This window comes from Mycobacterium sp. IS-1742, assembly GCF_001500125.1.
Lineage (GTDB): Bacteria > Actinomycetota > Actinomycetes > Mycobacteriales > Mycobacteriaceae > Mycobacterium.
In genome coordinates, this window is sequence record NZ_LQIV01000042.1 from 12955 (window position 1) to 35167 (window position 22213).

Consider the following 22213-nt stretch of genomic DNA (forward strand, 5'->3'; position numbering starts at 1 on the left):
GCCCGTGCTGATCGGCCGACCGCAGACGAGGACCCCAACCTGGGCGAGGACGACGGTGTCGGCGGCGCTGATCGCGGCGCTCGTGACGGGCCTGACCGGGTGTGGATCGACCGACGCCGACCCCGCCGCGTCGGCGCCGATGTCGTCGCTCATCACCAGCACCACCCGCATCGCGGGCGCCGGGGTGCTCGGCAACGACCGCAGGCCCGACGAGTCGTGCGCGCCCGAACCCGCCCGGGTCGACCCCGGCCCACCGCAGCGCGAGGTGCGCCACGCCGCCGGCGAGACGCGGGTGGTGGCTGATCCCCAGCGCATCGTGGCGCTCTCGGGTGACCAGCTCGACGCGCTGTGTGCGCTGGGACTGCAGTCGCGCGTCGTGGCTGCCGCCCTGCCCGACGGCCGAGACGAGCAGCCGTCGTATCTCGGGGCGGTGATCCACGACGTCGCGCCGGCGGGCACCCGGTCGGCCCCCGATCTCGAGGCGATCCGGGCCGCCGCACCGGACCTGATCCTCGGGTCGCAGGCGCTCACCCCGGAGCTCTTCGACGCCCTGGGACAGATCGCGCCGACGGTGTTCACCGGGCCCTCGGGCGCCGACTGGCAGGCGAACCTGCGCACGGTCGGGGCCGCCACCGGGCGGTTCGGCGCCGCGGGCGGGCTGCTCGACGGGTTCGCCGACGTCGCCCGCAGGACAGGGACGGACAACGACGCCGCCCACTACCAGGTGTCGGTGGTCCAACTGACCGACGACGCGGTGCGGGTCTTCGGGGCCCGCAACTTCGCGGGCAGCGTGCTGGCGGAGGTGGGCCTCGACCGGCCGGCCGCCCAGCGCTTCACCGACGAGCCGTTCGTGGAACTCGGCACCGGCGACGCCCCGGACTACGCGATCGCCGACGCCGACATCGTCTACGTCTCGTTCGACTCGCCGGCCGCTCGAGACAACGCACCGGCGATCCTCGACGGCGACGCCTGGCGCGCGCTGTCGGCCGCGCAGGACGGCCGGGTGTACGTGGTGAACAACGAGGTGTGGCAGACCGGTCAGGGCATCGTGGCAGCACGCAGCATGCTCGCCGATCTCCGCTGGGTCAACGCACCGATCAACTGATCGTGCCCTGCAGCGCCTGCTGGCCGAACTGGCCGAGCGCCAGGGACCCCTCGGGCAGCACGAGGTCCCCGTTGTCGAGGCGGCGGCGCAGATAGGCGAAGGACTGCGCGGTCTGGGCGAAGAGATGCTCACCGGCCCGCAGCGCCGGACGTGGCCGGCCGTCGCGGGGTGCGAACTGCGGCAGCGGTTTGACCTCGGTGTGGTAGTCGACGTTGAAGAACAGCGGGAACGAGTACCGCTCCTCCTTGACCTTGCGGACCCGGTGGCTGGTGGCGACGAACGCGCCGTTGGTCCACAGTTCCAGCATGTCGCCGATGTTGACGACGAAGGTGCCGGGCACCGGGGGCACGTCGATCCACTCCCCGGCCCCGTTGAGCACCTCCAGACCCGGCGCGGTCGGTTTGAGCAGCGTGAAGCACTCGTAGTCGGTGTGCGCGCCGATGCCCAGGTGGTCCTCGGCGTCCGGGTTGTGGGGGTAGTGCACCAACCGCAGTTGGCTCGGCGTCTTCGTCGCGTGCCGGGTGAACACGTCGGGGTCCTCCCCCAGCGCGATCGCGAACGCCCACAGCAGCCGCTGCCCCACCTCGAGCACCGCGGTGTAGTAGGCGGTGACGGATTCGGCGAAACCCGGGAGGTCGGGCCAGGTGTTGGGACCGAGCATGGGATTGCCCGCCAGGTAGTCGGGGTCGTCGGCCGGCAGGTCCAGCGCGGTGTCGAACGCCTCCTTGAGGTCCGGTGTGCCCTGCTCGACACCCTCCTCACCGACCGGCACGTACCCGCGGTGGCACCGCGACAGGCCGATGTAGCTGCGCATCTTCTCCTCCAGCGGCAGCGCGAAGAACTCCTTCGTCGCGGTCAGCATTCGGTCGAAGAGCGACTCGTCGATACCGCTTCCGCTGACGTAGAAGAAGCCGACGTCCCGTGCGGCGGCGCCGAGGTCGGCCGCCACACGTTCGTGGTCGGCACGGTCGGCGGACCGCAGCCCACTGATGTCGACGGTCGGTACGGAGGTGAACGACGTTGCTGCGCTCATAGATTCACTTCCCCTTCGATTCGCTGAACATCCCAGCGCACACCGTTGGCGCGAAGACACTGTCCTGACATCGCGATGCCGAGCCCATTCCACCGGTCGTCGCCGACGGTGCCGATGAGCACGGAGTCGCCGCCGGCCCAGCCGAAGCGGTCCCCGACACACAGCAACAGCGCGGGTTCGGCGCCGGAGGTGAGCGACAGCGCCCAACTCGGTCCGGCGGTGCCGGCGTCGCGCACCCAGTGTTCGACGTAGTCGGCGTGCACACCTTCTTCGACGAGGGTCTCGCCCTGCCAGCGCATGGAACCCGCATCCGGGAACTCGCCGGGCGGCTGCAGGTCGATGTCGCGGCGCCACTCGAACACGTCGTCGCGTCCGGTACGGCGCTGGGTGAGCACCCCGGCGAACCCCCGCGAATCGACATAGGCCGATATGCCCTGCAGCCACACCACATCGGTGCCGGTGTCGCGTGATCCGTCGGCCTCGATCAGCAGGGTGCGCCGCCACAGCCCGGTGCACTCCTGCATCACCACCGCGACGTCGTTCACGGATTCACCGGCCCGAACCGCTCGTGGAACTGCTGGGTGAGCTCCGGCCACACATGCGGGTCGTGGCCGGGTATGAGTGGGAAACCTCTGTCGGCGGCCAGCTTCTTGAGTCTGCGTATCGGTTCGACGGTCTCCTCGGGTTCGACGTCGATGAATCCGCCGATCGCCAGTTCGTGCTCGATGTTCTCGGTCAGGTCGGCGGCGTCGAACGCGAACACGAACCCGTCCCCGCCGACCGAGGAGTCGAGTTCCACGACGAAGCTCTGGTGTCCGGGGGTGTGCCCGTAGGTGGGCACCGCCGTGATCCCGGGTGCGATCTCCGCCTCCCCGTCGGCCAGCCGCCAGTCGATGCGCGGATCGTCGAAGTCCACCCGCACGATCGCATGGTGTTCGGGCTCAGGGTGATTCGACAGCCCGTATTCGAGTTCGCGGCGCTGCGCGTGCACCGGGACCTTGCCTGCGAACAGCTTGAGCCCGCCGGCGTGGTCGTGGTGCAGATGGCTCACCGCGACTGTGTGGATCCGGTCGATGTCGACACCCACTTCCGCCAGCCGCTGTTCGATCGGCTCCCCGGGACCCGGCAGCACGGGCCGGTATTCGACCGTCGGGAAGAAGCGCCGGTAGAGATACGGGTCGCGCACCAGCGCGGTGTTGAAACCGGTGTCCAGGAGCACCCACCCGCCGTCGGTTTCCAGCAGCACACCCGGCACCGGTTCGCGCATCCGCTCATCCGCAGGCGCGCCGTGAACCGACACCGATTTGGGCAGTTCCTCCCAGCCCAGCGTCAGCAGGATGATGCGGCGGACGCCGCTCCGCCCCACCAGAGTGGCCATCAGGCGACCGACAGTTCGAACAGCCGAAGCGAGTTCGGGTTCGTCACCACGTGCGCCTGCTCGACCCCTTGCAGCCACGGTTGGGCGACCATGAAGTCGTCGACGTCGGCGATGTTGAGCCAGCATCCGGTGTCCGCGGCGGCCGCGGCGGCTTGCGAGAACATCTGCGGATCACCGTTCTCGAGCCCGCGGGCCAGTGCCCCGGTGACCGGCGGCGCGGAGCAGCCGAGGTAGTTCAGCCCGCCGTCGGCGTCCCAGGTGATGTGACCCCAGGTGTAGGGCGACGGCGCATCCGGCCACGCGGTGGAGGTCAGGATGTCGGGCGCGTTCGGCGCGTCGTTACCGATCCAGCCGTAGATCTCCGAGGTCGGGTAGCTCTGCACCTTGGCGGTGAGCCCGGCCGCGGCCAACTGGGTCTGGATCAGGTTGTTGATCAGTTGGTTGTCGGGGTTGGAGGAGTCGTAGCCGACGGTGACGGTCTTCTGGTCGGCGGGCAGCGCGGCCGCGATCTCGGTCAGCAGCGACGGATCGTGGGTCACGTTCTGTCTGGCCAGCTCCGGAGCGATCATGTTCGGCGGATAGAGCTGTTCGGCCTTCTTGCCGCGCCCGAAGTAGGTCTGTTCGACCAGCGCGTCGACGTCGATCGCGGCCAGCAGCGCGGCGCGGTTCTTGGGATCGGTGAGCATGCCGCGGCGCGGGTTGACGTAGAGATAGTTCGACATCATCGTCGGCAGCGAGTAGTGCGCATACTTGTCGTCGTTCAGATACGACTCGACCGCCGACGACGGAAGGTCGTGCAGAATCGCGGCGATCTGGCCGTTGTTGAACTGCAGCTGCTGCGCGGACACGTCGGTGATGACGGGGATCTCGACCTGCTCGAAATACGGCTTCTCGCCCCAGTATCCGGGGTAGGCGGTCAGCGCGTAGCGCGACCCCACCTCGGCCGCGGCCAGCGTGTAGGGACCGGTGCCCAGGTCGTGGGTCGTCAGGTAGTTCTGCGCATGATCGCCACCGGCGTTGTCCTGCAACCCCTTCGGGCTCAGCATGCGCGGGCCGTAGGGACAGGCGAGGTAGTCCAGGAACGCCGAGTTGGGGGCCTTGAGCGTGATCGTGACCGCGTAGTCCCCGTCGGCGGTGATGGATTCGACGTCCTGGACCATGTACGCGGGCCCCTGGTCGACGGCCAGCCTGCGGTCGAAGGACGCCTTGACCGCGGCGGAGGTGAACGGTGTGCCGTCGTGGAACGTCACCCCCTCACGAAGTCTGAAGGTGAACACGCGGTGGTCCGGCGATTCGGTCCACTCGGTGGCGAGCAGCGGTTCGATCTCCGGCTTCTCGGTGCCGCCCTTGTACTGCAGCAGGCCCTCGTAGACGTTGGTCGTCAGCAGCAGTCCCTGCCCCGCGTAGAACACGTCCGGATCGGGCGGTTGCCCGGGATCCTGCAGGAACGACAGGTGCAGCACCTTGTCGGCGGGTGCGGCGTTCGGCGCGCCGCCACCGGAATCCGAACCGCCGCAGGCACTCAGCGTCAGGGCGGCGGTGGCCGCGATCGCGGCGACGGTGGTCAGGCGGCGGATCATCGGGCAGCTCCCTCGAGGACGAGCGTGTCGGTGGGCGCCAGCGCGGCGAATGCGGCGAGGATCTCGTCGGTGGTCCGCATCGCCCCTGTCTGCAGGTACTCCATCGCGTCGAGGGCGGCGTCGTGGCGGTACTGCGACGACCCACCGACGCAGTCGGTCACCACGCGCACGTAGTAGTCACGCTGATGGGCGTCGGCGAACGTGTAGTGCACGCACACGTCGGTCAGTCCGCCGATGAGGATCAGGGTGGAGGCCTTCACACCGCGCAACACGATGTCGAACTCGGTGCCGATGAAACCCGAGTAGCGGCGTTTGACGATGTGGAATTCCTTGTCGTCGCGTTCGGGCCGCGGACGCAGCGACGGTTCGAGGTCGGTGCCCGCTCGTCCCTCGACGCAGTGCACCCCCTCGGCGCCGTCGAGTTCGCGGCCGAAGTCGACGCCGCTGGGCCGGTGCACCTCCTGAAAGAAGACGATCGGCAGATCGGCGGCGCGCGCGGCGGCCACCAACCGTTCGGCGCGGGCGACCCGTTCGGCGTGGCCGGACATGTGCGCAATGCCCACCTCGTCGGCCGGCATGTCACCGCCCTGCTGGATGTCGACGACCACGAGCACGGGATTGCCCACGATGAGTGGTTGTTCGGGCACTTATCCTCCTCTGACGGTGATACGGGGGTCGGCGGCCGCCTGCAGGAGGTCCACCACGGTGTTGATGAAGACGTAGAGCGCGCCGAGCATCAGCGTCACGCCGGCGATGGCCGGGAAGTCGGCGACCGGGATGCTCTGGGCGATGTACTGGCCGATTCCCGGCCACCCGAACACCTGCTCGACGACGAGCACACCGGAGAACATCAGCCCGATCTGCAGACCCGTCATCGACAGGGCCGCGCCGACCGAGTTGCGCAGGATGTGCCCGACCATGATCCGGCTCTCCGAAAGACCCTTGGCGCGTGCGGTTCTGGCGTAATCACTGTCGGTGTCACCGAGCAGGCTCGACCGCAGCACCCGGCCGATCGCCACCGCCGGGCCGATCGCGATCACCAGCGCGGGCAGGATCAGGTGGTGCAGCGCGTCGGCGACGACGTCGAACCGTGCGTGCAGCAGCCCGTCGACGGTCAGCAGGCCGGTGGGGCCGGTCGGCGGATTCGCGACGCCGAGGCGCCCGTTGGCCGGGACCCAGCCCAGTTGTTGGTAGAAGACGATCAGGCCGAGGATGCCGAGCAGGAACATCGGCGCGGACGATCCGGTGAACAGCACGGCCCGCAACACCGCCGAGCCGCGCCACTTCAGGGAAGTGCTGAACGCCAGCAGCGCGGCGAGCACGAGGGCGATGGCCATTCCGAGCATCGCGAGTTCCAGTGTGGCGGGCAGGAAGTCGCCGAGATCGGACGCCACCGGATGGCGGGTGCGGTACGAGGTCCCGAGGTCGCCGGTCACCGCGCCGGTCAGATAGTTCCAGAACTGCACGAGGATCGGGTCGTTGAGCCCGAGCGCCTCGCGGCGGGCGGCGACGGCCTCCTGGGAGGCCTGCGCGCCCAACTGGGCCTTGACCGGGTCGAGCGGCGAGACGTGGGCGAGGACGAACATCACCCCGGTCAGCGCGACGAGGATCGCGAACATGGCGGCGATCCGGGTCGTGACGAAGGTCCGCATGTGCGTGTCCTCCTGCTAGGTGGTCTTCATCAGGTTGCGCAGGCTGTCGCCGGCCACGTTGCCGATCAGCGCGAGCACCAGGACACCGAGTCCGGGCATCACCGGAATCCACCACTGCTGCAGGAAATAGCTGAGGTTGCGTGCCGAGTCCGCGCCGAGCTCGGGTGCCGGCGCGGACTGACCGAGGCCGAGGAACGACAGCGCGGCGAGAGTGAGGATCAGCGTGCCGATGTCGAGGCTGGCCGCGACGACCGCGTTGGGCACCGCACCGGGCAGCAGGTGACGGCGGGCGAGCCGGATGGGTCCGACGCCGGCGAGTTTGGCGGCCTCTACGTGGGGTCTGGCCGCGAGCCGGGTGATCTCGCCGCGCACCAGCCGCGCGTAGAACGGCCACCATACGATGGACACCGCGATCAGCGTGTGCAGGAACCCCGGGCCGAGCGCGGCGACCACCGCGATCGCCAGCACCGGTGCGGGAAGCGACAGGAACGCGTCGGTGATCCGCATGAGCACCGAGTCGATCCAGCCCCCCGCCGTTCCGGCGATCAGCCCGACCAGACCGCCGACGAGCAGTCCGAGCGCGACCACGGCCAGCGCGGCGAACCAACTCGACCGTGCGCCGTAGAGCACCCGGGACAGGATGTCGCGGCCGATGCTGTCGGTGCCGAGCAGGAATCCGTCCACCCCGGGCGCCCGCAGCGGCATCCCCACCGGCAGCAGCGGATCGTGGGGCGCGAGCACCGGCACCGCGATCGCGATCAGGGTGACGATGCCGATGAGCGAGAACCCCACCCAGTTGACCAGCGCCGAGCGCGACTGCGGCAGCGCCGGCATCCGCCGCCGGGTGCGCGCCATGGCCGGTGCCGGCAGCGCGACCGCCATCAGCCGGCCTTCCGCTCGATGCAGGCCACCTGGTGGGGGTTGCCGGGGAATCCCTCGAGGCGGACGTCGAGCCCGGTGTCGCCGCACGCGTCGATCGCCGACGGGCAGCGCGGATGGAACGCGCACCCGGTGGGCGGTGACAGCGGGCTGGCGGGTTCACCGGCGAGGGAGCGCGGTTCGCGGCCCAGATCGGGGATGGAGTCGACGAGGGCCTGGGTGTACGGATGCGCGGGCCGGGCGATCACCTCATCGGCGGGCCCGACCTCGACGATGCGTCCGAGGTACATCACCGCGATGCGATCGGCGACCACCCGTGCGACGGACAGGTCGTGAGTCACGAACACTACCGACATGTCGAGGCTGCGCCGCAGGTCGCCGATCAGGTTGAGCACCGACGCGGCCAGCGAGACGTCGAGCGCGCTGGTCGGCTCGTCGCACAGCAGCACCGAGGGCGGCACCACCGTCGCGCGGGCGAGCGAGACCCGTTGGCGCTGACCGCCGGACAGCTGGCCCGCGCGCGACTTCGCCACCTCGGCGGGCAGCCCGACGCGCTCGAGCACCTCGGCCACCCGGTCACGGCGCCGCCCCCGGGACAGGCCGGTGCCGCGCAGACGTTCGGCGATCAACTCACCGACCGACAGCCATGGGGTGAGCGAGGCACCCGCGTCCTGGAACACCATCTGGGGTCGCCGGTCTCCCGCGAGGTCTACGAGCCCGGACGACGGCGGTTCGAGACCCGCGATGACGCGCAGCAGCGTCGACTTGCCCGAACCGCTCTCCCCCACCAGCGCGACCGACTCGCCGTGCCCGACGCGCAGCGAGACCCCCCGCAACGCATGGAGTCTTCCGTCGCCGTCGGCGGACCGGTCGAACCACCGGCGGGCCACGGGGAAGGTCTTGGTGACGTCGCGCAGGACCACCGAGGGCGGCATCGGTGTCCGGTCGGCGGCCGCGGTCGGAAACGACGCGTCGGTGTTGGTCGCGGCGGACCCCAACCGCTCGACGACCTCGCCGGGCGGGCGGATGCACGCGCTTACCCGGCCGGGCGCCACCGCCAACGGATCGGGCGGGGCCGTCGCGCATTCGTCACCTGCCAGCGCGCACCGGGGCACGAAGGCGCATCCGGGCAGGGGCGTGACCGGGTTCGGCACCGCGCCGGCGAGTGCGGCCAACGGGCGGTCCCGCGCGGTGTCGAGCGTCAGGCGCGAGCGCAGCAGACCGTGGGTGTAGGGGTGCGCGGGGGCGGCGAGCACCGCGGCGCTCGGGCCGATCTCGGCGATGCGCCCGGCGTAGAGCACCGCGATGCGGTCGGAGATCTGCGCGGCCACCCCGAGGTCGTGGGTGATCAGCACGATGCTGCAACCGATCTCGTCGCGCAGGCGCCGCAACAGCCGCAGCACCTGCGCCTGCACGGTGACGTCCAGTGCGGTGGTCGGCTCGTCGGCGATGATGAGGTCGGGGTCGCCCGCGATCGCGATCGCGATCATCACCCGCTGGCGCAGCCCACCCGACAGTTCGTGCGGGAACGCCCGCATCCGCCGAGCGGGTTCGGGGATCCCGACGGCGGTCAGCAGGCGCAGTGCCTCGGCGTCGCTGCCCGCCGCCTCGGCCACCTGTCGGCCGATCCGCATGGTCGGGTTCAGCGACGTCATGGGGTCCTGGAACACCGCACCCAGGTCGAGGCGGCGCACCGTGCGCAGCGCCTTCGCATCACCGCGCACCATGTCGGATCCGGCCACGCGGACCGTACCGGCGATGGTCGCGTTGTCGGGCAGCAGTCCGAGCAGGCTGAAACCGAGAACGCTCTTGCCGGAGCCGGATTCACCCACGAGACCGAGAATCTCGCCGGGGGCGACGGCCAGGGAGACACCGCGCAGCGCGTGGATCGCGCGCCCGTTGCGGCGGAACGTCACCCGCAGGTCACCGACGGTGGCGACGGGGTCCGGCGCCGACGCCACCGCGGCGGGCGCGTCGGCTTCGGAGACAGCGATGCCCATCCATACGCTCCTGCGGCTGTGGTCGAAGGAGGCCTGAACCGGCCGGTTCGACGTGGGATGGGGCGGCACACCGGTGAACCGCCCGCCTGTCACTTGACAGTTTTGTCCGGCCACCGACGTGGTGGGTGTCGCGCGCGTAACCAATTGACGGCACACGTAACTGATGCGTATCGAGCGTTTCTGTCGTGTGACAGAAACGCCGCGGTGTACCGATCGGCGGCTTCATGGTCCACGATGGAACCATGCCGCTCACCCGGGCCGGTCGCCCACGCCTGCACACCGCGCGACGTCCCGGGATGACCGCCCGCGACGAAATCCTGGACGCCGCAGGCGAATTGTTCACCACTCTGGGATATGCGAGCACCTCCACGCGCCACATCGCCGAGCTGGTCGGCATCAGACAGGCGTCGCTGTACCACTACTTCAGCACCAAGGACGACATCCTGTGCGCCCTGTTGAGCCAGACCGTCGGCCCGACACTGGGTTTCATCCCCGGCCTGCTCGGCGCACAGCCGGCGTTGACCGCCGCCGAGCACCTCCATGCGCTGGCGGTGTTCGACGGTGACCAGTTGCTCAGCGGGCGGTGGAATCTCGGTGCGCTGTACCTGCTGCCCGAGTTGAGGGATGCGCGGCTGGAACCGTTCTGGTCCGAGCGCGAGCGGCTCCGGCTGCACTACCTTGCGCTCAGCCGTGGTGTCGTCGACCAGACCGGCGTGCACCCCGCCGCCGCTGATCTGCCCTTCCGCCTGGTGGAGTCGCTGGTCAACATGTGGTCGACCCCGCCGGGCCGGCAGCGCGACGAACTGCCCGTCCACGTCGCCGACGCCTGCCTGCGGGTGCTCGGGATCCCCGACGGCGCCACCGCCGCACTGCGCGCCCGCAGCAGCGAGGCCGTGGCGGGCTACACGCGCTCGCTGAGGTGAGCGTCGTCCAGGTAGCGGCGCCAGTCTCCGTAGGACGAGATGTCCTGACCGGCCTGCCACGCGTCGAGAGCACAGCCGAACCCGACGACCTCGGTGCCGTCGGACAGCGTGGCGCGGCCGAGCATCATCGGTGACGGCAGGGTGGCGAGGAAGTCCCCGAGCGCAGCGGTCCCGAGCAACCACAGTTCACCGCCGATCGCGGTCCCGGTGTCGGCCCCCACCCGCACCAGACCCGGTTTGGCCGGGGTGGTGTCCAGGCGCGCGAGCCGGTAGAGCGGTGCGGTGACGGCCGGGCCGAGCCACCGCGCGCCCCGTTCTTCGAGTTGCCACGCCAGCGGCTGGCCCCTCAGGTGCGCCCCCACCACGAGCAGCGGTGCCGCGCCGAGACCGGCGTGGACCGGCCACGGTGTCTGCGGGGCAACGGGATTCGCGCTCTCCAGCGTCGTGACGCGGCGCGCCAGGTCGAGCGCCACGGCGTCGGCACCGGACCGGGCCACCACCGAGACGCCGAACTGGGCGCCCTCGGCGTTCCCGGACGGGACGGCGACCGCGCACATGTCGAGGAGGTTGCAGAAGTTCGTGTAGGTGCCGAGACGGGAGTTGACCCCGATCGGGTCGGCCTCGACCTCGGCGATGGTCGGGTGGTCGGTGGTGGTGGGGATCAGCAGCGCATCGCAGTCACCGAGTTCGGTCATCGCGGCGGTGGTGAGTGCGGCCAGCCGCACCCGGTCGCGGAGCAGTCGCGTCGCCGGCACCGAACCGGCCGCGGCGATGATCGCCCCGACGGTGGGGTCGACCCCGTCACGGTGCCCATCCACGAAATCGCCGACAGCTTCGTGTCGTTCGGCCACCAGGCCGCCGTCGTAGAGCAGCCTGGCCGCCTCGAGGAACGCCCCCATGTCGATCTCGCGGACGGTCACGCCCTGCTGCTCGAGCCGGGTCCGCGCCTCGCCGAACGCATGCCGCCAGCCCGGTGACAACCCGGGCAGGTCGCGCGGCACCGCCACCAGCGGGACGGCCGGCGCCGCGAGCGGGGCGTCCGGCGGGAACGCCCGCGCCCGCACGCCGGTCGACGGGTCGGCGCCCGCCATCACGCCCATCGCGGTGTCGGCGGTGTCGAGATCGCGGGCGAACACCGTGACGCAGTCGTAGGACCGGCAGGCGGGCACCACCCCGTCGGTGGGCGCGACACCGTAGGTGGGTTTGATGCCGACGATGCCCTGCAGCGCCGCGGGTACCCGCCCGGATCCGGCGGTGTCCGTCCCGATCGCGAGGTCGGCGATGCCGAGTGCCACCGCGACCGCCGACCCGGAACTCGAACCGCCCGAGATGTATTCGGGGCGCCGCGCGTCGCGGACGGCGCCGTGCGGGCTGCGGGTGCCGACCAGCCCGGTCGCGAACTGGTCGAGGTTGGTCGCCCCGATCACCACCGCGCCTGCTGCCCGCAGTCGCGCGACCACCGGCGCGTCCGCCTCGGCGGGCGCCGTCGCGTAGCCGGGACATCCCGCCGTGGTCGGCAGACCCGCGACGTCGACGTTGTTCTTGACCGCCACGGTCAGCCCGGCCAGCGGGAGGTCGCCGCCGGCGGCGACGGCCGCGTCGACGGCTTCGGCGTCGGCGACCGATTCGGCGAACGGACGCAGGAAGATCCACACCTCGGGACGCGCGGCGGCGTCGATGGTGGCGTAGGCGGCACGGACCCGCTCGACCGCCGTCATGCGGGGATCTCCGCGACGCCACGCCCGGCGTCGAGCACGACCAGCGGTGTGCCGGGGTCCACCTGATTGCCCGCCTCGACCAGCACGTGGGTCACCACACCGTCGGCCGGCGCGGTCACGACGGTCTCCATCTTCATCGCCTCCAGCGCCAGCAACGCCTGACCGGACGACACCCGTTCGCCCACAGCCACATCGACTCTCCACACGTTCGAGGAGAACGGTGCGTCGACGCGCTGGGCGCCGTCGTCGATGACCAGATCGGCGGTGGCGGCGGCGGTACGGGACTGCGCCCGTTCGACGCGGTCGAACTCGCCCGCCGCGGCCCATGCGGCGCGCTCGGCGGAGAACGCGGCGCTCTGACGGGCCCGGAACTCGGTGATGGAGTCGGCGTTGCGGGACAGGAACCGTTCGTGGTCGGCCAGCGAGAAGGTGCCCTCGGTGATCTCGACCGTGCCGCGGCCGGCGGCCATGTCGGCGCGCAGGTCGAGCAGCTCCTCGGCCGACACCGGATACCAGGAGATGCGGTCGAAGAACCTCAGCAGCCAGGGGCTGCCGGCCTCGAACGGCGCGGTGTGGCGGTAGGTGCTCCACACCTGCGTCGTGCGGCCCACGAACTGGTAACCGCCGGGACCCTCCATACCGTAGATGCACAGGTACGCACCGCCGATCCCGACGGAGTTCTCGGCGGTCCACGTTCGGGCGGGGTTGTACTTCGTGGTGACCAGCCGGTGCCGCGGATCGAGCGGCGTCGCCACGGGCGCACCGAGATACACGTCGCCGAGGCCGAGGGTGAGGTATTCGGCGGCGAACACGATGTCGGCGACCTCGGCCGCAGAGGCCAGTCCGTTGACGCGGCGGATGAACTCGATGTTCGACGGGCACCACGGGGCGTCGTCCCGCACGCCCGACATGTACCGGGCGATGGCCTCCCGGGTCGCCGGGTCGTCCCAGCTCAGCGGCAGCCGCACCGCACGGCTCGGCACCACGAGCTCCGACGTGGCGGGCAGGTCGTCCTCGAGTTCGGTCAGCAACCCGAGCAGCCGGTCGATCGGCAGCCGCTGCGGATCGACGTGGACCTGCAACGACCGGATCCCCGGCGTCAGGTCGACGATCCCGTCCACCCGAGCCTCGGACAACCGCGTGTGCAGCGCGTGCACCCGCGCGCGCAGCGCGAGGTCGAGCACCATGTCGCCGTACTCGATCAGCACGTTGTCGTCGCCGCTGCGGCGATACGTCACGCCGGGCAGTCCCTCGCGCCGGCCCAGGACGCCGTCGTCACCGTCACCGCCGGTGGTGAGGACCGCCGGTGTGGCGGCCCCGCGGGTGGCGCCGATGTCGCCGCGCGCGGGTGCGCCGGCGGCGCGGACCGGGACGAACCGCACGGTGTCGCCGGGACGCAGCTGCCCGAGCTTCCACCGGTCGGCGGCCACCACCGTCACCGGGCACACGAAACCACCGAGACTGGGGCCGTCGGGGCCGAGCAGGATCGGGGTGTCGCCGGTGAAGTCCAGTGCGCCGACCGAATACGGGGTGTCGTGGATGTTCGACGGGTGCAACCCGGCCTCGCCGCCGTCGGGTCGCGCCCAACGCGGTGTGGGTCCTTCGAGGCGCACACCGGTGCGCGCGGAGTTGAAGTGCACGCGGTATTCCGCGCTGACGAGCGTGTCGATGTCGGCGCGGGTGAAGAAGTCGGGGGCGCCGTGCGGGCCCTCGGTGACGGCCAACTCCCACTGGGAGACCAGGGCGGGGCGTGTCGCCGGCTCGACCGGGGCTCGGCCGCTCGGCATCTCGGCCGACGCGCCGGCCCGCAGCACGTCGCCGACCACCAGCCGTCTGCCGCCGTGGCCGCCGAACCGTCCGAGCGTGAAGGTCGAGGCGCTGCCGAGGTAGTGGGGAACGTCCAGGCCTCCGGCCACCAGTACGTAGGTGCGCAGGCCGACCGTCTCCGCCGCGCCGATGTCGAGCACTCCCCCGGCCGGGACGTCGACCGGTTCCCACATCGGCACGCGCCGTCCGCCGACGGTGACCGTGCATTCGGCGCCGGTCACGCACACCGTGGTGGGATGGCTGACGCGCAGGGCAGGCCCGGATGCGGTGCACTCCAGACCCGCTGCGCCGTCGGGGTTTCCGAGCGCGCGGTTACCCAACCGGAAGGACAGGTCGTCCATCGGGCCGCTCGGTGGAACGCCGATGTGCCACAGGCCGATCCGTCCGGGCAGATCCTGCACGGTGGTCAGCAGTCCGGGCCGTTCGACGGTGATGCGGGGACGCGGGTCGGCGACGTCGGCCAGCGTCGCGGTGCTGTGCCCGGCGGCGCGGACGTCACCGTGGACGACCGCGGCCCGCAGTGTGCCGATGTTGGTCTCGATGCCCTGCAGCACCGTATCGTCCAGTGCGTCGCCCAACCGCGCGAACGCCTCGTCCCGTCCGGAGCCGGTGGCGATCACCTTGGCCAGCAGCGGATCGTAGAACGACGACACCTCGGTGCCGTCCTCCACCCAGGTGTCCACCCTGACGTCGTCGGAGAAGCTCACGGCGGTGAGGGTTCCGGTGCTCGGTCGATGGTCGCGCGACGGATCCTCGGCGTACACCCGGGCCTCGACCGCATGGCCGCGCACCGGCACGGCACCGCTGTCGAGGTAGGGGCCCAGCACGTCGGATTCGCCGCGGGCGAGACGGAACATCCACGCGGGCAAGTCGATTCCGGTGACGCACTCGGTCACCGGGTGCTCGACCTGTAGCCGGGCGTTGACCTCCAGGAAGGACGCCTGCTGCCGGACGGGGTCGTAGACGAATTCGACGGTGCCTGCCGAACGGTAGGCCACCGACTCCGCCAGCGCGCGTGACGACTCGTGCAGCAGCGTGCGCACCGAGTCGGGCAGCGCCGGAGCCGGGGCCTCCTCGAGCACCTTCTGGTTGCGCCGCTGCAGCGAGCAGTCCCGGTCGCCGAGCGACACGACGCCGCCGCGTCCGTCCCCGAAGATCTGCACCTCGACGTGGCGGGCGCTGTCGACGAACCGCTCGACGAACAACCCCGCCGTGCCGAAGCTGCGTTCGGCCAGCCGCGCCACCCGCTCGAAGGCCGCGCGGAGTTCGACGGGGTTGCGGCACACCTGCATCCCGATGCCGCCGCCCCCTCCGGTCGCCTTCAGCATGACCGGATACCCGATGGACTCAGCGGCGTCGAGCGCGGCGGTGGCGTCGGCGAGCAGGTCCGAGCCCGGAAAGACCGGGACTCCGGCGGCCCGCGCCGCGGCGCGGGCGGTGTGTTTGGTGCCGAACACCCGCAACTGCTCGGGGGTCGGCCCCACGAATGCGAACCCTGCGGCCTCCACGGCCGCGGCGAACTCGGCGTCCTCGGAGAGGAACCCGTATCCGGGGTGGATCATGTCCGCACCGCTGGCGTGTGCGGCGCCGAGGATGGCGTCGACCCGCAGATAGCTCTCCCCCGGCGCGGACGGTCCGAGCCGCACGGCGTGATCGGCCATCCGCACGTGCGGGGCCCCGCGATCGGCGTCGGAGAACACCGCCACGGTGCGCAGTCCGAGCCGGCGCGCGGACCGTACGAGGCGTACGGCGATCTCGCCGCGGTTGGCGATCAGGGCGGTGTTCACGGGCGCGTCACGATCATCCGGACGGGTGTGGGGTCGAAGGCGTTGCAGGGGTTGTTGATCTGCGGGCAGTTCGAGATGAGCACCAGGGTGTCGATGTCGGCGCGCAGGGCAACCCGCTTACCGGGCCCGGACAGCCCGTCGACGATGCCGAGCGCACCGTCGGGGTCGACCGGGACGTTCATGAACCAGTTGATGTTGCCGGACAGGTCGCGCGCGGACAGGCCGTAGCGGGCGCCTTCGATGAGAAAGTTCTCCATACAGCCGTGCTGGGCGCGGGTGTGCTGCCCGTAGCGCAGCGTGTTCGACTCCTTCGAGCACGCGCCGCCGAGGGTGTCGTGGACTCCCACCTCGTCGGCGACGACGGTCATCAGCGCCGCCCCGGTGTCGGCGCGCAGCACCGATCCGGTGGTCAACGCGATCTTGCCCTGTCGCGCAATGGTTTCCGGGGCCGAGTACCGGACCGTGGTGTCGGCGGCCGAGTAGAGAAGGCAGTCGACGGCCTGATTGCCGTCGAGGTCGACGATGGTGAGCACGTCGCCCGCGGCCACCACCGCCGACCACGGCGCCCTGGCGGCGACGGCCTCGTCGAGGATGACGCAGCCGGGCACGAGGGCGTCGGCGACGGTGTCGGAGGTGGGGGTCACAGTGCTCCTCGGGCGGCGAGATCGGCGTCGGTGTTGGCGATGGCCTGACGGTGCTCGGGGCCGAGCGCCCCGATGAGCTCGCCGGCGGCCAGCGACTCGAGTTCGGTTGCGGCGGGCCAGGCGTGCAGACGCACTGTCGTGCAGGTGAACTGTGGGCGGGGGTCGAGGGGGTGGGCGGTGTTGGCGAGCGAGACGATGGTGTCGACGTGCAGCAGCAGGTCGACCGTCGTGGCGGGTCCCGCCGAACCGTGCCATCGCAGGACTCCGTCGGCGTCGGCCCGCACACCTTGGAAGAACGACACCGAGGGCACCAGATCACGGTGTCCCAGGCCGTTTTTCAGGGCGGCGAGCAGCAGCAGTTCGCGGCCCGCCGGTGTCGCGGAGTGCGGTGCGCCCGATCCGTACCTGGCGTCGTTGCCGTCACGCGTCGTCGTCCCCGCCAGTGCATCGTGGTGTCCGGAGGTGTCGGCCACGACCGTCGCCAGGACCCGGCCGAATCCACTGAGCAACGGATGCCCCGTCCCGAGGTAGGCCTGCCACGGCACCTTGACGGTGTCGGCGACGTTGAGCCGTTCGTGTGGCGCGTCGGCACGGTGCAGGAGCAGATGCGCGCAGGCGTCGCCGTCGACGTCGGTCAGGCGGATGCGGGTGCCGCGGGCCAGCACCGCGGCGGTGTAGCCGCCCGGCGCCACCGACTCCGACCACACCAGGCGCTCGGTCGGGACACCGTCGGGTGCGCACGGACTGCTCGACGCGGGGATGTGGCGCATGTGGTCGGCCGTGCGTCCGTGTTGGGCGCGGGCATGCGCGCGGGCCCCCGCGGTGGTGGCGGTCGACGACGGGGCCTCGGCGCCGTCGGGCGGGTGGAGATCGCTGGTCACCGGTGCTCCCGTGGGCTCGCGGAGCCGACGTCGACGGCGGCATTTCTGTCACCTGACAGTTTTCGTGGCAGCGGGCCGGCGGTGGTTGCCGCGAGGTAACTGATCTTTCCCGCGGCGTTAAGAAAGCGGTGCCGGTGTGTCTGTCATGTGACAGGTTTTCCGGTCACCGGGCACGGTCGACTACCCTTCGGCCGGTGTTCCACGTGCTGACCCTGACCTATCTGAAACCGCTCGACGTCATCGACGAGTCGCGGCCCGCCCATCTCGAGTGGCTGGCCGGCGAGGTCGAGGCGGGGCGGATCCTGCTGGCCGGCCGGGTCGAGGCCCAGACCGGTGCCGTGCTCGTCACCGGCGATATGAGCGCCGAGCAGGCCGACGCGATCGTGGCCGCGGACCCGTACTCGACGGCCGGGGTGGTGTCGTATACGCGCACGTCGTTCAACGGGGCCTTCCGGGCGCCGGGCCTTTAGGATCGGTTTCACGTCCCGATCGGGAATCGATCGGTTCCCGCGACCCGTTGGTCTGACGGGGGTGCCGCATCGTCGCGGCCCGAAATGCGAATTCCGAACAAGAGGACCGATGGCCACCACTGTTTCCGCGTACGCCGCCACGTCGGCGACCGAACCGTTGACCGAGACCACGATCACCCGCCGCGACGTCGGCCCGCACGATGTGGCGTTCGACATCCACTTCAGCGGCATCTGCCATTCCGACATCCACACCGTCAGGGGTGAATGGGGCCGGTCGACCTATCCGATCGTGCCCGGACACGAGATCGCCGGCGTGGTGACCGCCGTCGGCGCCGAGGTCACCGGGTTCAAGGTCGGCGACCGGGTGGGCGTCGGGTGTTTCGTCGACTCGTGCCGAGAATGCGACAACTGTCGCGCCGGCATCGAGCAGTACTGCACCGGCTCCGGCATGGTCGGCACCTACAACGCCGTCGGCCGCGACGGTGAGCGCACGCAGGGCGGGTACAGCGGCGCGATCGTCGTCGACGAGAACTACGTGCTGCGCATCCCCGACGCCCTGCCCCTCGAGGCCGCCGCACCGCTGCTGTGCGCGGGCATCACCACCTACTCGCCGCTGCGGCACTGGAACGCCGGCCCGGGCAGCCGGGTCGCGGTGATCGGCCTCGGCGGGCTGGGCCACCTGGCGGTCAAGATCGCCAAGGCGATGGGCGCCGAGGTGACCGTCCTCAGCCAGTCACTGAAGAAGATGGAGGACGGTCTGCGGTTGGGCGCCGACGCGTATTACGCCACCTCCGACCGGGAGACCTTCGGCGAGTTGAAGGGCTCCTTCGACCTGATCCTCAACACCGTCTCGGCCAACATCGACCTCGGCGCCGTGCTGAGCCTGCTGCGCGTGGACGGCACGCTGGTCGAACTGGGGATGCCCGAGCATCCGATGTCGGTGGCCGCGGGCGCGCTGATCGGCGGCCGCCGCAGTATTTCCGGCTCGCTGATCGGTGGTATCGCCGAGACCCAGGAGATGCTCGAGTTCTGCGCCGAGCACGGGGTGCGTCCGGAGATCGAGCTGATCGAACCGGCCTACATCAACGAGGCCTACGAGCGGGTGATCGCCAGCGATGTGCGCTACCGGTTCGTCATCGACACGTCGGCACTGCGGAGCTGACCGCCGACGACAGCGGCCGGATTGCGGTGATCCCGCAATCCGGCCGCTGTCGTTTCGGGCTCAGACGCCCAGTGTGCGCTGGATGTCGCCCTTCATCGCGTTGAGCTGCGAACCCCAGTAGCCCCACCCGTGCGTGCCGTTGGGCGGGAAGTTGAAGGTCGCGTTGCTGCCTCCGGCACCCCGGTACGCCTGCTGGAAGGCCTGGTTGCTGTCCTGGGTGATGTTCTCGAGCAGCTGGCCGGGGATGTCGCCGCCGCCGCCGAGGTCACCGGGCCTGCCGTTGCCGGTGTACACCCACAGGCGGGTGCCGTTGGCCGCCAGCCGGCCTGCCTGGAGCGTCGGGTCGTTGCGCTGCCACGCCGGGCCGCCGCCGGGGCCCCACATCGCGGTGGCGTCGAACCCGCCCGAGTCGCGCATGGCGAACCCGACCAGCGTCGGCCAGATGCCCTGCGACAGGTTGAGGAATCCCGAGAGCGAGCCCGCGTAGCTGAACTGCCCGGGGTAGTAGGCGGCCAGGATCAACGCCGAGCTGCCCGACATGGACAGTCCGACGACGGCGTTGCCGCTGGGCGAGATGCCCTTGTTGGCCGCCAGGTACGCCGGCAGCTCGGAGGTCAGGAACGTCTCCCACTGGTAGTTGTACGTGGTTCCGTTGCCGACGGCCGGACCCTGCCAGTTGGTGTAGAAGCTGGACATGCCGCCGACCGGCATGACGACCGACAGTCCGGATTCGAAGTAGTTCTCGAATGCCGCGGTCTCGATGTCCCAGCCGCTGTTGTCGTCGCGTGCGCGCAACCCGTCGAGCAGGTAGACGGCCTTGCTACCGCCGCCTTGGAACTTGACGGGGATGTCGCGGCCCATGGCCGCGGACGGCACCATGAGCGTCTCGACCGGCAGTCCCGGACGCGAGTACGCACCGGCCGTCGCCGTACCACCGGCGACGGCGATCAGGCCCGGCAGCAGGAGGGCTGCCAGGGCGCCGGCCATCAGCCTGCGCCGGAAACTCTGTAGGAATCTCATCTCGTGTTCGCCATCCTCTTGAGGCTCGCCGGTGCGGCGGGCGTTCCGTGGAAAGGTGAGCGGACAGTGCCCCTGCTCGGCACGCCGCGTTCGCAAGCGGTTCATCGCTGAACCGATGCCGCACCTCATACGTCGCCCGGAGATGCCCCGGCGTTACGTCAACGAAACACGCCGGCGTCCCCGGAGTTTCCGTCGGTTCACCTCCGCATGACGCTGCTCCGTACGACAGCGAACGCCGCTCGGTGCTCGAGCGTGCAGATCATCAAAGCCCTCCGAGGCGGCGCGCAGGCGTCCTACACTCGGGGCGCGACCAGGAAGGAGACGAAAATGCCTGGTAAGGCAAGGCTTTCCTTGATCACACTGATCCTCGCCGTGACGTTGTCGGCGGTGGGCTGTGGTGGTTCGACCACGACGGAAGACACCGGATCAGCGAGTCCAGCAACCAGCTCGGCGCAGGCGGGCCCGCTCGGCGAGAAGGTGTCGGCCAACACCGCATCGGTGGAGGACATCACGGCCGGACTGGAGGCTGCCGGTGTCCCCAATGCGCAGCGGTGGGCGGACGAGGTCGTCGAGTATCGCCCCTACCCGCCGGATGATCCGGATCTGCGGAAACTGCGGGACAACCTCGCCAAATACAACCCCGGTGAAGACACCGTCGACAAGATCGTCTCGGCTCTGACGCCGTGACGGTCACGCGGACGAGGCCGTCCGCCCCGGGGACGACGGTCGTGCGGCGGGCGCTGCTGGGGCTGACGCTGGCCGGTATCCTCGCGACCGCATTCGAACTGGCCTCGGAACGTCACTGGAACGGCTTGGAACAGTTCATCCCCTGGTTCGCCCTGACCGTGCTCACGGTCGCGCTCGTTCTCGCGTGTCTGCGCAGCGGGCCCGCGCACCTGCTGGCGCGGGCGCTGGCGGTCCTGGTGGTCTGCGCGTCGATCTACGGCGTCGTCGACCACGTGGCGGTCAACCACAATTCCGGACCCCTCGATCAGCGGTATGCGGAGACCTGGGAGGCGATGCCGGTGACCGAGCAGTGGTGGCTGGCGATCACCAAGGCCGTCGGGCCTGCGCCGACCCTCGCGCCCGGGATCCTGGCGCAGACCGCCCTGCTGCTCCTCCTCGCGAGCCTGCTGCGGGTGCGCCGGCCCGAGGACTCCGAGGCAGGTCGCGTCACCGCCGACCGCTGATGAAGGCACTGCGCGGGACGACGTCGGCGACGTCGTCGTCGGCCTTCCGGCCGTATCCGCCCATGGCGTCGCGGACGTCGACGACGTCGACGGTCCATCCGCGTCCCGCCAGCCAGTCCGCGACGTCGGCGCGCTCATCGACGACCCAGAGGGCCGAGGCATCGGGGAACTCGCCGCCGCTTCTGGCCGCCGCCGCCCGCCCCTGGTCGAAGCGATCCTTGATCAAGGCCAGATTCGTCGGCTCGAAGAACTCGGGGGTGAGCACGTCGACGGCGATCCGACTGCCCGGCGCACTCAGGCCATCGAGCCGATTCATCAGCTGGTCTTGTTCGGCTCCCGAGAAGTAGACCAGCAGTCCCTCCGCGAGCCACAGGGTCGCTCGACGGGGATCGAAACCGGCCTGACACAACGGGTCACACCATTCGTCGCGTAGGTCGACCGGTACGGGAACATACGGCTCAGCGGGGACGACACCGCGCTCGTCCAGGACTGCGTTCTTGAACGCGAGCACAGCGGGCTGATCGATCTCGAACACCACGCTTCCTGGGGGTCGCGGCAGGCGCCACGCCCGCGCGTCCAGTCCGGCGCCGAGAACGACCACCTGCGGCACTCCCGACTCGCCGGCGGCGAGGACCTGGTCGTCGAACCACCTGGTGCGCGCCGCGATGTAATCCCACAACGCCTCGAGCCTGCGCCAGGCCAGCGGATCGTCGTCGTGTACCCCGGCGAGCACGGCGCCGAACTGTGACGCGGCACCTCGTTGCATCGCGGCATCGAGGAACATCTGGGCGTACGGGTCGGCGAACAACGGCTCCGGGAAGCCGGCCTCCCGGGCTCTCGCGACGGCGGTGGCGATCGCGGTGGCACCGACGCTCTCCGACACGTCCCAGTCGTCGTGGCCGGTTCTGGTCATCGATGCCTCCCCCAAAAGCACGCGTCGGTGCCGCCTCCTACGCCATGGTCG

The 22213-nt window shown here is 70.5% G+C and carries 20 protein-coding genes; 6 read left to right on the top strand and 14 right to left on the bottom strand.

The features are described 5' to 3' along the window. The first annotated feature begins 4 nt into the window (after positions 1-4). Positions 5-1105 carry an ABC transporter substrate-binding protein gene (locus tag AU196_RS20630; protein ID WP_231737662.1) on the top strand — a complete coding sequence of 367 codons (1101 nt, stop codon included), beginning with the start codon at positions 5-7 and terminating at the stop codon, positions 1103-1105. Here AU196_RS20630 and AU196_RS20635 read toward each other — a convergent pair. The 8 genes from AU196_RS20635 to AU196_RS20670 are packed head-to-tail and all read right to left on the bottom strand — an operon-like array spanning position 1098 to position 9627. After that, entirely contained in the window at positions 1098-2138 is a 1041-nt protein-coding gene (locus AU196_RS20635) for an isopenicillin N synthase family dioxygenase (protein WP_059096942.1), read from the bottom strand. The two genes, AU196_RS20630 and AU196_RS20635, sit on opposite strands and share 8 nt — an antisense overlap. Continuing rightward, a complete protein-coding gene (locus tag AU196_RS20640) occupies positions 2135-2683 on the bottom strand; it encodes a hypothetical protein (protein WP_059096943.1) in 549 nt (182 codons plus the stop codon). Before AU196_RS20640 ends, AU196_RS20635 begins: the two co-directional genes overlap by 4 nt. Then, positions 2680-3516 carry an N-acyl homoserine lactonase family protein gene (locus tag AU196_RS20645; RefSeq protein WP_059096944.1) on the bottom strand — a complete coding sequence of 279 codons (837 nt, stop codon included), beginning with the start codon at positions 3514-3516 and terminating at the stop codon, positions 2680-2682. The genes AU196_RS20640 and AU196_RS20645 overlap by 4 nt, the downstream gene beginning before the upstream one ends. After that, a complete protein-coding gene (locus tag AU196_RS20650) occupies positions 3516-5096 on the bottom strand; it encodes an ABC transporter substrate-binding protein (RefSeq protein WP_059096945.1) in 1581 nt (526 codons plus the stop codon). Before AU196_RS20650 ends, AU196_RS20645 begins: the two co-directional genes overlap by 1 nt. Further along, complete coding sequence (locus AU196_RS20655; protein ID WP_059096946.1) at positions 5093-5743, bottom strand: cysteine hydrolase family protein; 651 nt, start codon at positions 5741-5743, stop codon at positions 5093-5095. Before AU196_RS20655 ends, AU196_RS20650 begins: the two co-directional genes overlap by 4 nt. Further along, a complete protein-coding gene (locus tag AU196_RS20660; RefSeq protein WP_059096947.1) occupies positions 5744-6748 on the bottom strand; it encodes an ABC transporter permease in 1005 nt (334 codons plus the stop codon). It lies immediately after the preceding gene. A gap of 15 nt (positions 6749-6763) precedes the next feature. Continuing rightward, positions 6764-7630, bottom strand: a complete 867-nt coding sequence (locus tag AU196_RS20665) for an ABC transporter permease (RefSeq protein ID WP_059096948.1) — start codon at positions 7628-7630, stop codon at positions 6764-6766. After that, the gene (locus tag AU196_RS20670; RefSeq protein ID WP_059096949.1) at positions 7630-9627 is read right to left on the bottom strand and encodes a dipeptide ABC transporter ATP-binding protein; all 1998 of its coding nucleotides are present in this window, start codon (positions 9625-9627) and stop codon (positions 7630-7632) included. Before AU196_RS20670 ends, AU196_RS20665 begins: the two co-directional genes overlap by 1 nt. Positions 9628-9869: 242 nt before the next feature. On the opposite strand from AU196_RS20670, the gene AU196_RS20675 reads away from it, so the two are divergent. Further along, positions 9870-10550, top strand: a complete 681-nt coding sequence (locus tag AU196_RS20675) for a TetR/AcrR family transcriptional regulator (RefSeq protein WP_059097152.1) — start codon at positions 9870-9872, stop codon at positions 10548-10550. Here AU196_RS20675 and atzF read toward each other — a convergent pair. From atzF to AU196_RS20695, 4 genes are read right to left on the bottom strand one after another with little or no spacing between them, the layout of a single operon-like run. Beyond that, on the bottom strand, positions 10529-12268 hold the full coding sequence (gene atzF / locus AU196_RS20680; RefSeq protein WP_059096950.1) for an allophanate hydrolase: 1740 nt from the start codon (positions 12266-12268) through the stop codon (positions 10529-10531). The two genes, AU196_RS20675 and atzF, sit on opposite strands and share 22 nt — an antisense overlap. Next, positions 12265-15882, bottom strand: coding sequence for an urea carboxylase (gene uca / locus AU196_RS20685; RefSeq protein WP_059096951.1), 3618 nt, complete (start codon positions 15880-15882; stop codon positions 12265-12267). Before uca ends, atzF begins: the two co-directional genes overlap by 4 nt. After that, the gene (locus AU196_RS20690) at positions 15879-16526 is read right to left on the bottom strand and encodes an urea amidolyase associated protein UAAP2 (protein ID WP_059096952.1); all 648 of its coding nucleotides are present in this window, start codon (positions 16524-16526) and stop codon (positions 15879-15881) included. Before AU196_RS20690 ends, uca begins: the two co-directional genes overlap by 4 nt. Then, the gene (locus AU196_RS20695) at positions 16523-17407 is read right to left on the bottom strand and encodes an urea amidolyase associated protein UAAP1 (protein WP_059096953.1); all 885 of its coding nucleotides are present in this window, start codon (positions 17405-17407) and stop codon (positions 16523-16525) included. The genes AU196_RS20690 and AU196_RS20695 overlap by 4 nt, the downstream gene beginning before the upstream one ends. Before the next feature lie 194 nt (positions 17408-17601). On the opposite strand from AU196_RS20695, the gene AU196_RS20700 reads away from it, so the two are divergent. Next, a complete protein-coding gene (locus AU196_RS20700; RefSeq protein WP_059096954.1) occupies positions 17602-17877 on the top strand; it encodes a YciI family protein in 276 nt (91 codons plus the stop codon). A 109-nt stretch (positions 17878-17986) separates the two neighbouring features. Beyond that, complete coding sequence (locus AU196_RS20705; protein ID WP_059096955.1) at positions 17987-19039, top strand: NAD(P)-dependent alcohol dehydrogenase; 1053 nt, start codon at positions 17987-17989, stop codon at positions 19037-19039. A gap of 60 nt (positions 19040-19099) precedes the next feature. Here AU196_RS20705 and AU196_RS20710 read toward each other — a convergent pair whose 3' ends face one another. Then, positions 19100-20059 (bottom strand): esterase family protein, encoded by a 960-nt coding sequence (locus AU196_RS20710; RefSeq protein WP_059096956.1) that lies wholly within the window; start codon positions 20057-20059, stop codon positions 19100-19102. A gap of 252 nt (positions 20060-20311) precedes the next feature. Here AU196_RS20710 and AU196_RS20715 point away from each other — a divergent pair, with 252 nt between their 5' ends. Then, entirely contained in the window at positions 20312-20746 is a 435-nt protein-coding gene (locus tag AU196_RS20715) for a hypothetical protein (RefSeq protein ID WP_231737663.1), read from the top strand. Beyond that, complete coding sequence (locus tag AU196_RS20720) at positions 20743-21249, top strand: hypothetical protein (protein ID WP_231737664.1); 507 nt, start codon at positions 20743-20745, stop codon at positions 21247-21249. The genes AU196_RS20715 and AU196_RS20720 overlap by 4 nt, the downstream gene beginning before the upstream one ends. Here AU196_RS20720 and AU196_RS20725 read toward each other — a convergent pair. Further along, entirely contained in the window at positions 21233-22162 is a 930-nt protein-coding gene (locus AU196_RS20725; RefSeq protein ID WP_059096958.1) for an SAM-dependent methyltransferase, read from the bottom strand. The genes AU196_RS20720 and AU196_RS20725 overlap by 17 nt on opposite strands. Positions 22163-22213: the final 51 nt, after the last annotated feature.

Excerpts from the sequence above, each read along its gene's own strand:
- atzF (WP_059096950.1), bottom strand. The coding sequence starts at position 12,268 with ATGACGGCGGTCGAGCGGGTCCGTGCCGCCTACGCCACCATCGACGCC.
- AU196_RS20645 (WP_059096944.1), bottom strand. The coding sequence starts at position 3,516 with ATGGCCACTCTGGTGGGGCGGAGCGGCGTCCGCCGCATCATCCTGCTG.
- AU196_RS20660 (WP_059096947.1), bottom strand. The coding sequence starts at position 6,748 with ATGCGGACCTTCGTCACGACCCGGATCGCCGCCATGTTCGCGATCCTC.
- AU196_RS20650 (WP_059096945.1), bottom strand. The coding sequence starts at position 5,096 with ATGATCCGCCGCCTGACCACCGTCGCCGCGATCGCGGCCACCGCCGCC.
- AU196_RS20710 (WP_059096956.1), bottom strand. The coding sequence starts at position 20,059 with ATGAGATTCCTACAGAGTTTCCGGCGCAGGCTGATGGCCGGCGCCCTG.
- AU196_RS20635 (WP_059096942.1), bottom strand. The coding sequence starts at position 2,138 with ATGAGCGCAGCAACGTCGTTCACCTCCGTACCGACCGTCGACATCAGT.
- AU196_RS20705 (WP_059096955.1), top strand. The coding sequence starts at position 17,987 with ATGGCCACCACTGTTTCCGCGTACGCCGCCACGTCGGCGACCGAACCG.
- AU196_RS20675 (WP_059097152.1), top strand. The coding sequence starts at position 9,870 with ATGCCGCTCACCCGGGCCGGTCGCCCACGCCTGCACACCGCGCGACGT.
- AU196_RS20670 (WP_059096949.1), bottom strand. The coding sequence starts at position 9,627 with ATGGGCATCGCTGTCTCCGAAGCCGACGCGCCCGCCGCGGTGGCGTCG.
- AU196_RS20725 (WP_059096958.1), bottom strand. The coding sequence starts at position 22,162 with ATGACCAGAACCGGCCACGACGACTGGGACGTGTCGGAGAGCGTCGGT.
- AU196_RS20665 (WP_059096948.1), bottom strand. The coding sequence starts at position 7,630 with ATGGCGGTCGCGCTGCCGGCACCGGCCATGGCGCGCACCCGGCGGCGG.